This is a genomic window from Streptomyces triticisoli (assembly GCF_003270085.1).
In the GTDB taxonomy this organism is placed as follows: Bacteria; Actinomycetota; Actinomycetes; order Streptomycetales; family Streptomycetaceae; genus Streptomyces; species Streptomyces triticisoli.
The window spans coordinates 22,233-35,552 of record NZ_QFDQ01000108.1 but is presented as its reverse complement, the minus strand read 5'-3'; the positions used below and the strand labels follow the sequence as shown (position 1 = coordinate 35,552).

8 protein-coding genes and 1 pseudogene are annotated in these 13,320 nt (G+C 71.8%); 4 read left to right on the top strand and 5 right to left on the bottom strand.

From position 1 onward, the window contains the following. A pseudogene (locus DEP02_RS17180) lies at positions 1-131 on the top strand (flavodoxin-dependent (E)-4-hydroxy-3-methylbut-2-enyl-diphosphate synthase); the annotation flags it as partial. 19 nt (positions 132-150) lie between these two features. Here the strand turns inward: DEP02_RS17180 and DEP02_RS17175 are convergent. Continuing rightward, entirely contained in the window at positions 151-2,004 is a 1,854-nt protein-coding gene (locus tag DEP02_RS17175) for a SpoIIE family protein phosphatase (RefSeq protein WP_112468313.1), read from the bottom strand. 190 nt (positions 2,005-2,194) lie between these two features. Here DEP02_RS17175 and DEP02_RS17170 point away from each other — a divergent pair, with 190 nt between their 5' ends. Next, positions 2,195-2,404: a type II toxin-antitoxin system VapB family antitoxin gene (locus DEP02_RS17170; RefSeq protein WP_112468311.1), complete on the top strand. Its 210-nt coding sequence runs from the start codon at positions 2,195-2,197 to the stop codon at positions 2,402-2,404. A 442-nt stretch (positions 2,405-2,846) separates the two neighbouring features. Here the strand turns inward: DEP02_RS17170 and DEP02_RS17160 are convergent, their stop codons facing one another. Further along, on the bottom strand, positions 2,847-4,787 hold the full coding sequence (locus tag DEP02_RS17160; RefSeq protein WP_112468309.1) for an acyl-CoA dehydrogenase family protein: 1,941 nt from the start codon (positions 4,785-4,787) through the stop codon (positions 2,847-2,849). Between the two features lie 364 nt (positions 4,788-5,151). Here DEP02_RS17160 and DEP02_RS17155 point away from each other — a divergent pair, with 364 nt between their 5' ends. Continuing rightward, positions 5,152-6,165, top strand: a complete 1,014-nt coding sequence (locus tag DEP02_RS17155; RefSeq protein ID WP_112468307.1) for a LacI family DNA-binding transcriptional regulator — start codon at positions 5,152-5,154, stop codon at positions 6,163-6,165. A 109-nt stretch (positions 6,166-6,274) separates the two neighbouring features. Then, the gene (locus tag DEP02_RS17150; protein WP_112468305.1) at positions 6,275-8,326 is read left to right on the top strand and encodes a glycoside hydrolase family 31 protein; all 2,052 of its coding nucleotides are present in this window, start codon (positions 6,275-6,277) and stop codon (positions 8,324-8,326) included. A 72-nt stretch (positions 8,327-8,398) separates the two neighbouring features. Here DEP02_RS17150 and DEP02_RS17145 read toward each other — a convergent pair whose 3' ends face one another. From DEP02_RS17145 to DEP02_RS17135, 3 genes are read right to left on the bottom strand one after another with little or no spacing between them, the layout of a single operon-like run. Then, a complete protein-coding gene (locus tag DEP02_RS17145; RefSeq protein WP_112468303.1) occupies positions 8,399-9,112 on the bottom strand; it encodes a glycoside hydrolase family 12 protein in 714 nt (237 codons plus the stop codon). Positions 9,113-9,158: 46 nt separating this feature from the next. Next, positions 9,159-11,357 carry a glycosyl hydrolase family 95 catalytic domain-containing protein gene (locus DEP02_RS17140; RefSeq protein WP_112468301.1) on the bottom strand — a complete coding sequence of 733 codons (2,199 nt, stop codon included), beginning with the start codon at positions 11,355-11,357 and terminating at the stop codon, positions 9,159-9,161. Further along, positions 11,354-13,312 (bottom strand): beta-galactosidase, encoded by a 1,959-nt coding sequence (locus DEP02_RS17135; protein ID WP_112468299.1) that lies wholly within the window; start codon positions 13,310-13,312, stop codon positions 11,354-11,356. Before DEP02_RS17135 ends, DEP02_RS17140 begins: the two co-directional genes overlap by 4 nt. Positions 13,313-13,320: the final 8 nt, after the last annotated feature.

Here is a 13,320-nt window from a genome sequence, read left to right as displayed (position 1 = left end):
GGAAGGTCATCAAGACCGTCCCCGAGTCGAAGATCGTGGAGACCCTGATCGAGGAGGCCATGAAGATCGCCGAGCAGATGGAGGCCGACGGAGTGGCCTCCGGGGAGCCCTCGGTCTCCATCGGGGGCTGAGGTCCGCACCGCACGGCCCTCACTCCTCCCGCAGGCCACGTGTGGGGTCCTGCACCGGGGCGTCCTGCTGGACGGAGCCGGGCGCGGCCCGGTTCGGCGCGGCCGGGCTGTACGGGGCTTGCGGAGCAGGCGGTGGCCGGTGGTCGCCGGGGGCGCCCGAGCCGGCCTCGGGCAGCCGCAGCGCCAGCAGGGCGACGTCGTCACCGCTGGGCGCGATGCGCTCCAGCAGTTCGTCGCAGAACTCGTCCACGGTCCGGCGGGCCATCCGCCGGGCCAGGACGGAGGCGTGGTGGCTGAGCTTGGCCATGCCGAGGTCGATCGGGCGGGTCCGGCTCTCCACCAGGCCGTCGGTGTAGAGCAGCAGGAGAGACTCCGGGGGCAGGTCCTCCACCGCGTCGGGCCAGTGCAGACCCAGGTTCAGGGTGGCGCTCATGCCGATCAGCGGTCCGTGCCCGGCCGTCAGGAAGCGCGCCTCGCCCTGGTGGGGGACCAGCAGTGGCGGGGGGTGCCCGGCGTTGACCCAGTGCAGCTGCCAGGGCCCGCCCTCGCGACCCTCGATCCGGGCGAAGACGAGTGTGGCCATGGGGGCGTCGCTGGTGTTGGTCACCGCCTCGTCCACACGGCGCATGATCAGGCTGGGCGGTTCCTCGTGGTCCCAGGCGATCGCGCGCAGCATGTTGCGGACCTCGGCCATGTGCGAGGCCGCCTCCAGATCGTGGCCGACCACGTCCCCGATGACGACGGCCAGGACTCCGTCGGAGAGCAGGAAGGCGTCGTACCAGTCGCCGCCGACCTCCATGGCGGTCTGCGCGGGCAGATAGCGCGCGGCCATCCGCAGCCGGCCGACCTGCGGCAGCGGGGCGAGCAGCCGGCGCTGCATGGTCTCGGCCACGTTCCGCTGCTCCTGGTACAGCCGGGAGTTGTCCATCACCAGGGCCAGTCGCCGGCCGATGTCGGTGAGCAGCTGGACCTCGGCGTCGGTGTGCGGCTCGGACTCCCCGGCGCGGGCCACGGTGAGCATGCCGTAGGACTGGCGCCGGGCGCGCAGCGACACCACGGTCGCCGAGTGTCCGCCGAGTTGTTCGAACAGCTTCCTGTGGGTGCCGGCGAGCGGGGCGTCCGGGTCCCGTAGCAGCTCCTGGGCGGTCAGCCGGACGGGATCGTCGCTGCTGGTGACCCGTGCCACCGCCGTGAGGGTCTTCTCCTGCAGCAGCGGCAGCGGCCCCTCCAGCCGCCTGGCCCGGTGCGGGTGCGCGAGGCTGCGTACGGCGGCCCGCTCCAGCCCCGAGCTCCCCTCGGAGTCCAGGTCGGTCGCCGCCCAGTCGCCCATGGCCGGAACCAGCAGCCGCAGCAGCTTGCGGATCCTGGCGGAGGTCTCCAGGGTCGACATCAGCACCGCGGAGACCTCCGCCAGCAGGTTCAGCCGGGCGGTCAGCGCTCCCAGGGCCGCGGTGTGCGCGTCCCTGCGCTGCTCGGCGCCGCGGTGCAGGCTGAAGTCGTCGAAGACGACCACCATGCCGGCCTGCCGGCCGGCCAGCAGCAGGGGTGTGGTCGCCCAGATGATCGGCACCATGGTGCCGTCGGGCCGCCGGAAGTATTCCTCGCTGCCCTCCTCGGTCACGGTGCCCCCGTACAGCGGGGCCAGCATCGCGCACCGCTCGCGTGGCATCGGGCTGCCGTCGGGACGGCGGTGCAGCAGGTCGTGCGCGTCCTGGCCGGCCATCTGCTTCAGGGGCCGGTCGAGCACCTGCTCGGCCCACGGGTTGGCGTACGTGATGCGCCCCGACATGTCGACGGTGAAGACACCTGTGCCCAGTTCACGCAGGACCGCCGCCGGGAAGTCCGGCTCCAGGTCCTGACCGACCGTGCCCATGGCAGTGCTCCCTCGCCCTCCCGGACGTCCGTCCGGTGTCGTACACACGGCCATCGCCGCTTTCCCGGGACCGTCGGACCAGTGGGTACCCACACCGCCGGGAACTGTTCCCGGTCGGCTGAGTGCGACGGTGTGGGGGGCCGTGTTCGGATTCGCTTCAGGAACCGCTGGACGTACGGAGGGTGCCGTCATGGCCAAGATCCTGATCGACATCGACGAGCAGCTGCTTGCGGACGCCGCCATGGCTTTCGGCACCAAGACGAAGGAAGACACCGTGACCGCGGCCCTGAAGGACGGCATCGAACGCAAGGAGCGCGCCCTCGCACCGGCCCGGCCGGCCGCGCGCGCCGACGCGGGCGCCTTCGACATCCTCCTGGACGAGGCGAACCACCGTCGATGACCGCCGCCGTGTTCCTCATCGACACGGGCGCCCTCGTCCGAATCCTCAGTCAGCCGGCCCGCTCGCACGGGGAGGAACCCTGACCGAGGGCCTCATCGCCCGATGTCCCGTCACCGAGATCGAGTTCCTGTACAGCGCCGGGAACGCCGAGGACCGCGAGCGGATGATCGAGCGCATGAACGCGCTGTCCGGCTGGACGCCGCTGGGCGACCGGGCGCTGACGCGCGCGTGGACGGTGCGGCAGGAGCTCACGGCGAAGGGCCTGCACCGCTCGGCGGGCGCGGTCGACCTGCTGGTCGCCGCGACCGCCGAGCTCCAGGGGCTCACCGTGCCGCACTACGACACGGACTTCGAGACCATCGCGTCCGTCCGTCACCGGTCGGCGGACCCAGTGGCCGGCGCCGCCGGGCAGTCTGCAACCGGTCGTAACCGGTCCTCACCGTCACCGGATCGGCCGGTGCACGTTCTCCCGCTCCGACGCCCCGGGGGCCGCCTCCGCGATCCACGGGCCGTCGTCCGAGGGGTCGATGACGCCCTCCTCCAGCCACTCGTAGACCCCTCCGAGGACGCCCTTGACGACCTTGCGGTCGAGGTCGTCGGTGTTGGTCCACAGGCGGTCGAAGAGTTCGGCGACGCGGATGCGGGACTGGTGGCAGAAGGCGTCGGCGAGCTGGTAGGCCTCGCGGCCGTGGTCGCCCTGGGTGCGCAGGAGTTCGGCGCGGACGCAGGCCGCGCTCATCGCGAACAGTTCGGCGCCGATGTCGACGACCCGGCCGAGGAAGCCCTGTTTGGTCTCCATCCGGCCCTGCCAGCGGGACATGGCGTAGAAGGTGGAGCGGGCGAGCTTGCGGGCGTGGCGTTCGACGTAGCGCAGGTGGGGCGAGAGGTCGCGGTGGCCGGGCGGGTGGAACTCGGCGTACGCGCGCGGGAGCTGACCGGGGCCGGCGACCAGCTTCGGCAGCCACTTGGCGTAGAAGACGCCCGCGTTAGCGCCTGCCTTCGCCTTGTCCGACAGGGACTTGTCGGGGTCGATGAGGTCGCCGGCGACCGAGAGGTGGGCGTCGACGGCCTCACGGGCGATCAGCAGGTGCATGATCTCGGTGGAGCCCTCGAAGATGCGGTTGATGCGCAGGTCGCGCAGCATCTGCTCGGCGGGGACCGCGCGTTCGCCGCGGGCGGCGAGGGAGGCGGCCGTCTCGTAGCCGCGGCCGCCGCGGATCTGGACCAGCTCGTCGGCCATCTTCCAGGCCATCTCCGAGCCGTAGAGCTTGGCGAGGGCGGCCTCGATGCGGATGTCGTTGCGGTTCTCGTCGGCCATCTGGGAGGACAGGTCGAGCACCGCCTCCAGCGCGAAGGTGGTGGCCGCGATGAAGGAGATCTTCGAGCCGACCGCCTCGTGCAGCGCGACCGGCTTGCCCCACTGCTCGCGGACCGCCGACCACTCTCGGGCGATCTTCAGGCACCACTTGCCCGCGCCCGCGCACATCGCCGGCAGGGACAGCCGGCCGGTGTTGAGGGTGGTCAGGGCGATCTTCAGGCCTTGTCCCTCCTCGCCGATGCGGTGGGCGGCCGGGACGCGGACCCGGTGGAAGCGGGTGACGCCGTTCTCGATGCCGCGCAGGCCCATGAAGGCGTTGCGGTTCTCCACCGTGACGCCCTCGGAGGCGGCCTCGACGACGAAGGCGGTGATGCCGCCCCGGTGGCCCTCGGACTTCGGCACGCGCGCCATGACGACGAGGAGGTCGGCGACTACCCCGTTGGTCGTCCACAGTTTGACCCCGTCGAGGACGTAGTCGTCCCCGTCCGGGACCGCCGTGGTCGCCAGGCGTGCCGGGTCGGAGCCCACGTCCGGCTCGGTCAGCAGGAAGGCGGAGATGTCCGTGCGGGCGCAGCGCGGCAGGAAGGTCTCCTTCTGCTCCTGTGTGCCGAAGATTTTCAGCGGCTGCGGTACGCCGATCGACTGATGCGCGGAGAGCAGCGCGCCGATCGCTGGGCTGGCGGAGCCGGCCAGGGCGAGGGCCTTGTTGTAGTAGACCTGGGTCAGGCCGAGCCCGCCGTATCTGGTGTCGATCTTCATGCCGAGGGCGCCGAGCTCCTTGAGCCCGGTGACGACCTCGTCCGGGATCCGCGCGTCCCGCTCGATCCGGGCCGAGTCGATCTTCGTCTCGCAGAAGTCGCGGAGCTTGGCGAGGAACTCCTCGCCGCGCTGGACCTCGTCGTCGGCCGGGAGCGGGTGCGGATGGATGAGGTCCAGCCGGAGGCGGCCCAGGAACAGCTCCTTGGCGAAGCTGGGCTTGCGCCAGTCCTGCTCCCGGGCGGCCTCCGCCACCTGACGCGCCTCGCGCTCGGTGACGGCGGGCTTGTTGGACGTTGGTGCGGACATGAGGCTCACCTCGCCGCGAATAGGGATTGTGAGGGCGGTACGTTACCGACCGGTGCTACTGGATCGTATGTACCCGATACCGGGCGGACCCACCACCCCTCGCGCACGGACGCTCGCAGTCCACCGTTCTGTTTCGGTGCGGTGCCACCCAGCATCGTGTGGGCGCGGTGCGACGACCAGTCGTGTGCTCCATTCGGATGGCCCTGCCGTCCTCGCGCCTCCCAAGGCCGCCGCAAGAAAACAGTCGAAGCGCTTCGACAGCCTATGGACACCCACTCCTGCTGGGGTTACTGTCGAACCACCCTCATCGCCCGATGTCAGCAACGCGCACTGTCGAAGCGCTTCACAAAGCTGGGAGAGCTGGATGGTCACCCTCGCCGAGGTCGCCCAGCACGCCGGAGTCTCGGCGAGCACGGTGAGCTACGTCCTCAGCGGCAAGCGGTCCATCTCCGCGAGCACCCGGCGGCGGGTCGAGGAGAGCATCCGGGTGCTCGGCTACCACCCGAACGCGGGCGCCCGCGCCCTGGCGAGCAGCCGGTCGAACATCATCGCCCTGATGATCCCGCTGCGCACCGACATGTACGTACCGGTGATGATGGAGATCGCCATCGCCGTGGCGACCACCGCCCGCACCCACGGCTACGACGTGCTGCTGCTCACCGGCGAGGAGGGCCCCGACGCCGTGCGCCGGGTCACCGGCAGCGGACTCGCCGACGCCATGATCCTGATGGACGTCGAACTGGACGACGAGCGGCTGCCGCTGTTGCGTGCGACTGACCAGCCGTCCGTCCTGATCGGCCTGCCCGCCGACACCGCCGGTCTGACCTGCGTCGACCTGGACTGGGGCGCGACGGGCGCGCTCTGCCTGGAGCACCTGGCGATGCTCGGGCACCGTGACATCGCTGTCATCGGCGAGGCGCCCGCCGTCTACGAGCGGCACACCGGCTTCGCCGAACGCACCCTCGACGGTCTGCGCTCCCGCGCCCGCGAGCTGGGCCTGCGGGCGCTGCACCGCCCCTGCGAGGGCGGCTACGACGCGGTGGCGGCGACGCTGGCCCGGATCCTCGACGAGCGCCCCGGCACCACGGGCTTCATCGTGCAGAACGAGTCCGCCGTCGAACCCCTGCTCGCCCTGTTGCGCCAGCAGAGCCGGGCCGTGCCGGAGGACATGTCGGTGGTCGCGATCTGCCCCGACCAGGTGGCCGTCCAGGCCTCGGTGCGCCTGACCTCCGCGGGCATCCCCGCCCAGGAGATGGGCCGACGCGCGGTCGAGCACCTGATGGCGAAGCTCGGCGGGCGTGGCACGGACGAAGTGGTGCTCCTCCCGCCCGAGTTGACGGTCCGGGCGAGTTCGGGCCCGGTCCCCTCCCGCTCCTGAACACCCGCACCGCCCCATCTGGCACACCGCCCCGCCCCGGGCACCCCCATGCCCTCCTCCCGCGCCTCCCGCAGGACGCCCCTGTCCGCACTCCTCCAAGGAGCACCCCGTGAACCAGCATGCCGAGACCCACCCTCAGCACGGCACGGTCAGCCTCGCCCAGTCCTCCCCCACCGCCGGCACCTTCCACGACCGGGACGGCGCGCTGGAGTGGAGCGGCCGCCAGGAGACCGTACGCATCGAGCCGTGGGGCCCGGACGCGGTCCGGGTGCGCGCCCGGCTCGGCGGCCCGGTCCTGGACGGCCTGCCCGGCGCGCTCCTCCCGGACGCCCCGGTCACCGAGAGCACCGTCAAGATCGAGAACGGCCACGGACGCCTGACCGTCGGCGCGCTCACGGTCGACATGAACAGCGAGGGCCTGATCCGTTTCCTGCGCACGGACGACCAGGCGGAGCTGCTGGCCGAGGAACGTGCCCACTTCTGGTGGCCCGGCCCGCGCCTCTACACCGCCGTCGGCAACGGCCACCACCGTCTGGAGCAGCGCTTCTCCGCCTACGACGACGAGAAGCTGTACGGCCTCGGCCAGCACCAGCACGGCCGGCTCGACCAGAAGGGCCTGGTCCTGGACCTGGTCCAGCGCAACGCCGAGGTGACCATCCCCGTGCTCACCTCCAGCCGCGGCTACACCCTGCTGTGGAACAACCCGGCGATCGGCCGCGTGGAGCTGGCCGGCAACGGCACCCGCTGGGTGGCGGACTCCGCCCGCCAGATCGACTACTGGATCACCGCGGGCACCCCGGCCGACACCCAGCGCCGCTACAGCGCGGTGACCGGCCGCACACCCATGCTCCCCGAGTGGGCGGCCGGCTTCTGGCAGTGCAAGCTGCGCTACCGCACCCAGGACGAACTCCTCGCCGTGGCAAGGGAGTACAAGCGCCGGAACCTGCCCGTCGACGCGATCGTCTGCGACTTCTTCCACTGGACGCACCTGGGCGAGTGGAAGTTCGACCCGAAGGAGTGGCCGGACCCGGCCGCGATGGTCCGGGAGCTGGACGAGCTCGGCATCAAGCTGGTGGTGAGCGTCTGGCCCTCGGTCTCCCCGCTGTCGGAGAACCACCCGGTGATGGATCAGCGCGGCTACTTCATCGGCACCCAGTACGGCCCGATGGCGCACGCGGACTGGCCGGACAAGGAGGTCTCCTCCACCGTCCAGGTGGCCTTCTACGACGCCACCAACCCCGACGCCCGCGCGTTCGTGTGGTCCAGGATCAAGGAGAACTACCTGGACCCGTACGGCATCACCGCCTTCTGGCTGGACGCCTGCGAGCCGGAGCTGAAGCCGGGCTTCTCGGAGAACCTCCGCTACTGGGCGGGCCCCGGCCTGGAGGTCGGCAACCTCTACCCGGCCGAGAACTCCCGCGCCTTCGACGAGGGCCTGCGCGCCGCCGGCGTGGACGAGGTGATCACCCTCAACCGCTCGGCCTGGGCGGGCAGTCAGCGGCACGGCGCCGCCCTGTGGTCCGGTGACATCGGCACCGACTTCGCCACCCTGCGCCGCCAGATCGCGGCCGGCCTGAACACCGCCCTGTCCGGCATCCCCTGGTGGAACACCGACATCGGCGGCTTCCACGGCGGCGACCCGGACGATCCGGCGTACCGGGAGGTGGTGGTCCGCTGGTTCCAGTTCGGCGCGCTGTCGCCGCTGATGCGCCTGCACGGCTTCCGCCGGCCGGGCATGCCGCTGGGCCCGGAGATGACCGGCGGCCCCAACGAGGTCTGGTCCTACGGCGACGAGGCCTACCTGGTCCTGGAGAAGTACCTGCGGCTGCGCGAGCGCCTGAAGCCGTACGTCCTCGATGTCATGCGGGAGGCCCACGAGGAGGGGCTGCCGGTGATGCGGCCGCTGTTCCTGGAGTTCCCCGGCGACCAGACCGCGTGGACGGTGGACGACGCCTACCTCTTCGGCCGGGACCTGCTGGTGGCGCCGGTGCTGACGGCGGGCGCGACGGCCCGGACCACCCACCTCCCGGCGGGCGCCCGCTGGACCGACGCGTGGACGGGCAGGACGTACGAGGGCGGTACGGCCGTGACGGTCGACGCCCCCCTGGACCGCATCCCGCTGTTCCTGCGGGACGGGGCCGAACTGCCGATCACCGGGTAGCCCGGCCCGACGCGGACGTGCGGCCGGTCCCGTAGGGGAGGGACCGGCCGCACGCTCATGCGGACGCCGGGATCAACTGCTGCTGACGGTCAGGCTGTTGGTAGTGAAGTCCAGCCCGCCCGAGGACGACGTGATCTCGTAGCCGAACTGCACGTCACCGATGGTGACGTTGCCGAACCAGCCCTTGGCGTCCTTGATCCACTTCAGGATCGGCAGGATGTTCACCGTGCCCGAGGTGGAGTTGGAGCTACGGATGAACGAGAAGACCTCGTTCGAGCCGTTGTTGCCCTTGTACACGGACCAGGTCGACCCGCCGAGGGTGACGCCGCCCTGGGGGCTGCCGAGCGGGCCGACGGCTCCGGTCTTGTTGACCCAGAGCATGATCTCGTACCTGTAGGCGGTGTCCCAGATGTCGTACGACGTGTTGTACGCGCCGGAGGACGGCACGGTGACGTTGTAGTTGCTGGTGAGCGAGGAGAGCGAGGTGATCGGCTTGTTGATCACCTTCTTGGCGTTGGGGTAGGACTTGATGCCGCCGGTGTTGGGGTGGTTGGCCCAGACGCCCCAGTTGGTGCCGGAGTTGGCCCAGATGCACTGGCTGCCGGTGCCGGATCCCCAGATGTTGTTGTACAGGATGTAGCCGTTCAGCGTGGTGTTGCCCCACTGGTCGCAGGAGTTCCAGACGGCGGCCTGGGCGGGGGCGGCGGCGAGGCCGACGGTGGCGCCGAGCGCGAGGGCGGGGGCGAGCAGGGCCTGGGAGAGCCTGCTCAGGGTGCGTGTTGCCATGGGATTCCTTCCATGGGTGGGGGGAAATACGGGGGGTGTGCGGGAGTCACCACGCCTCCAGGTCGAGGGCGTGGTCTTCTCCGGCGACCAGGTCGAGCGGCCGGGTGCCGGAGGGAGTCCTCAGTTCGATGCGCAGGGTGCGGGTGGGGCGCAGGAGTGCCGTGGCCGTGCCGTGGTTCCAGGCGAGGTCGAGTCCGGCCCCGAACCGGGTACGGATGCCGCGCAGTCCGCCCTCCGGGCAGGTGGGCGGGAGCGCGGGGAGCAGAACCAGCCGGTCCGGAGTCGACCGCACCAGCATCTCGATCAGCACGGCGGGCAGGGTGTGCGCGGCGTCCGCGTTGTAGACGTCGCGGTTCGGGTAGTGGGCGCTCATCAGGGAGGCGTGGAAGAAGTCGCCGTCGAGCACCTGTCCGAGCGCGTGGGCGGCGCGGTCGCCGTCGCCGAGGCGGGCCGCGATCAGGGCGTGGTGGAGGTGGCCGTGGGCCGAGTCGTTCTCCGCGCCCCGTAGTTCGAGGGCTCGGTGGGCGGCGGCGGCCAGGTCCGGGGTGTCGTGGGGGTCGATCTCGTCGAGCGGCCAGACGCCGTGGAGGTGGCTGAGGTGGCGGTGGTCGTAGGTGTCCTCCAGGCCGGGCCACGCCCACTCGGCGAGGGCGCCGTCGGCGTTGACGCGGTGCGGCGGGAGGCGGTCGGCGAGGGCCTGCCAGCACTCGGCCTCGGGGATGCCGGGGTGGTACGCGGCGGCGGTGCGCAGGGCGTGCCGGGCGGCGGAGAGGTCCATGGCCGCGTTCAGCGCGCCCCAGCTCCCGTTCGCGGGACGGTTCTCGGGCGAGTAGGAGGGGACGATCACGAGGTGGCCGCGGGCGTCCGTGCGGGTGAGGAAGTCCTCGTAGAACCGGGCGACTTCGGCCAGGGCAGCGGCCGTACGCGGGTCGCGTTCGCTGCGGGTCTCGTCGTGGTCGACGAGCGGCTTCAGCAGCCAGTCGGCACCGGCGGTCCACAGGTGCAGGGGGTACTCACAGCTGAAGTGGTAGGTGCGGCCGGACTCGCCGTCGGTGTGCGCGGGCGCGACGGCGCCCCGGGTGCCGAAGATCGCGCGGGCGTTCTCCCGCCAGTCGGGGAGCTGCGCCTGGACGAGTCGGGCGAGGGCCTCGCTGACCTCGGGGAGGCCGGCCGCGGCGGCGGAGGCGGTCTGGAGGTTGAGGTTGGCGTCCGTGGTGAACGCGCCGGACCAGGCCGTGTTCCAGTCGCCGGTCCACAGTCCGGTGAGCCGGGGCGGGAGGAGGCCGCTGGAGGAGAGCAGGTGGTGGCGGCCGGCCGCGAACAGCCGCTCCAGCAGGGCCGCGCTGCGGGGGTGCTTCAGCAACTCCGAGCCGGGCAGGGCGCGTTCGGCCGGCTCGCCGTGCAGGTCGAGGGTGACGCGGTGGTAGGCGGTGCGGTGCGGGGGCAGATGGCGGTCGAGGAGGTCGTCGTACGTCCGCTCGGTGAGCAGGTCGCGCAGGGCCCGTGCCTCGGCGGTCACGTCCGGTTCCCCGGTGTGCCGCCGCACCCGGGTGAGCAGGAGGACCGAGTCGGCGCCGGTGATGTGCGCGCCGGGCGGGGCGAGCGCCGTGGTGCCGCCGGTGACGGCGATCAGGGTCACGCCGGTGTAGGCGCGGTCGCTGCCGGGGTAGCGGGCGCGCAGGCTCAGCACGGCGCCCTCTGCGGTCAGCAGCGCCCCGTGGTCGACGCCCAGGTCGGCCGGGGCGCCGGGCAGCCGGTGGTCCAGGCAGATGTCCAGCGTGAGGGCGGGCCCGGTGACCTGCTGGGCGATCACGTCGTCGGCGCGGGAGACGAAGACGCGGCTGCTCCAGTCCGCGCACGCGGCCGTCACCTCGCCGGTGGAGAAGTCCACGGAGCGGCGGTAGGAGTGCCGGGTGCCAGGCGGACGCCGCAGCCGGACCTGGAAGGCCGGGTGGAAGGGCTGCACCCACTGCAGCGGGCGGCCGTCCGTGAAGGACTCGGCGGCCGTGAGGTCACCGGCGAGCAACCGGTCCTGGAGTGCGGGCAGTTCGTCGGCCAGGTGCGGGGGCCGGGCGTGTTCGCCGCCGTTGGGGCGTATGAGGGTGTGATGGGTGACGATCACACGGTCGCTGTTCGGATCGCCGAACACGAGGGCGCCGTGGTGGCCGTTGCCGCTGAGGTAGGCGTCCTCCCAGCGGGCGGCCGGGAGCGGTTCCCAGGTTCCGTGCCGAAGTCCGTCGCTCATGGTTTCAGCACCGCCGCTCCGTGGCGTCCGAGCGTGATGCGTCCGGTCACGGTCGCCCCGGTGAGCAGGTCGCGGTGGGGGCCCGGCACGTCGACGGTCACCGGCTCACGCCCGTGGTTGAGCAGGAACAGCAGCTCGCCGCGCCGGACGGCCTCGACCCCGGCGGGCAGTCCGTCCAGTACCGGGCGGACACCGGCGCCGGCGGCGATCCGGGCGAGCAGGGGGCGCAGGGCTTCCGGCGCCGGGAGCGTGGAAACGTACCAGGCGCGGCCCCGGCGCAGTACGGCGGGCAGTCCGTCGAGCTCACCGCCCTGGTAGGGAACGGTCTCGTCGGCGGTGCCGTCGGCCTCGATCTCCTCCGACCACAGCGTCCCGCGCAGCCCGCCCCCGCACTCGACGGTCTCCCCCGCGTCCAGCGGCCACCACTCGTGCAGCGTGCGGATGCCGAACAGCTCGCGCAGCCGGGCGTCCATGCCGCCGGGGCGTATGCGGTCGTCCTCGTCGGCGACCCCGGTGAGGAAGCCGCACACGAGGGTGCCGCCCCCGGAGACGTGAGCCAGGAGGTTGTCGATCGCCGTGTCGGTGAGCAGGTAGAGCTGGGGGACGACGACGAGCCGGTACGCGGTGAGGTCGTGCTCGGGGTGGGCGAAGTCGGCGGTGAGGTGGGCCTCCCAGAGGGCGCGGTGCCAGGCGCGCAGTACGTCCGGGTAGTCGACGTGCGTGGATGGGCGGCCGTCCTGGTCGGTGGCCCACCAGGAGTGCCAGTCGTGGAGGACGGCGATGCCGGCGGGGACCTGGGTGCCCGCCACTTCGTCGCCGATCGTGTGCAGTTCCGCACCGATCTGCTTGATCTCCTGGAACGTGCGGCCTTCCTCCCCCGCGTGGCCGACCATCCCGGAGTGGAACTTTTCCGCGCCCTGCCGGGACTGGCGCCACTGGAAGTAGCAGACGGCGTCGGCGCCGCGCGCCACCGCCTGCAGGGACCACAGGCGGCCCAGGCCGCGGGGCTTGGGGTGGTTGACGCCGCGCCAGTTGACGGGGCCGGCGGCCTGTTCCATGAGCATCCAGGGGCCGCGGGCCTGGGAGCGGGTGAGGTCCTGGACGAGGGCGCCGTACTGGGCGCCGAGGGGGTCGCGCGGGTCGGGGTAGAGGTCGACGGAGACGGTGTCCTCCTCCTCGGCCCAGCGCCAGCCGTCCTGTCCGGACCACAGCGGCATGAAGTTGGTGGTCACCGGGGTGTGCGGGGTGTGCCGGCGGACGATGTCGCGTTCGGCGAGGAAGCACTCCAGGAGCATGTCGGAGGTGAAGCGGCGGAAGTCCAGTACCTGGGCGGGGTTCTTCAGGTAGTGGGCGCGGCGTGGGGGCAGGATGCCGTCCCAGCTGTCGTAGCCCTGGCTCCAGAACGCCGTGCCCCAGGCTGTGTTGAGGGCGTCGAGGGTGCCGTACTTGTCGCGCAGCCAGCGGCGGAAGGAGGCGGCGGCCTCGTCGCCGTGGTCGTAGGTGCAGTACTCGTTGTTGATGTGCCACAGGGTGAGGGCGGGGTGGCCGGCGTAACGGGCTGCCAGGTCCTCGGTGATGGCGGCGGCGTAGCGGCGGTAGGTGGCGCTGGAGTGCGAGAAGTGCTGACGGCCGCCCCACCACTCGGTGCGGCCGTCCTCGTCGCGGGGCAGGGTGTCGGGGTGCAGGCGGCCCATCCAGGGCGGGGGCGAGGCGGTGGGGGTGGCGAGGACGACGCCGATGCCATGGTCGTGCATCAGGTCCATGAGCCGGTCCAGCCAGCCGAACTCGCGGGCGCCGGGGTGGGGTTCGAGTTTCGCCCAGGAGAAGACACCGAGGGTGACGGAGTTGACGCCGGCGTCCTTCATCAGGCGTACGTCGTCGTACCAGGTCTCCTCGGGCCACTGCTCGGGGTTGTAGTCGCCGCCGAAGAGAATGCGGTTGCGTGTCATGCTCATGACATACC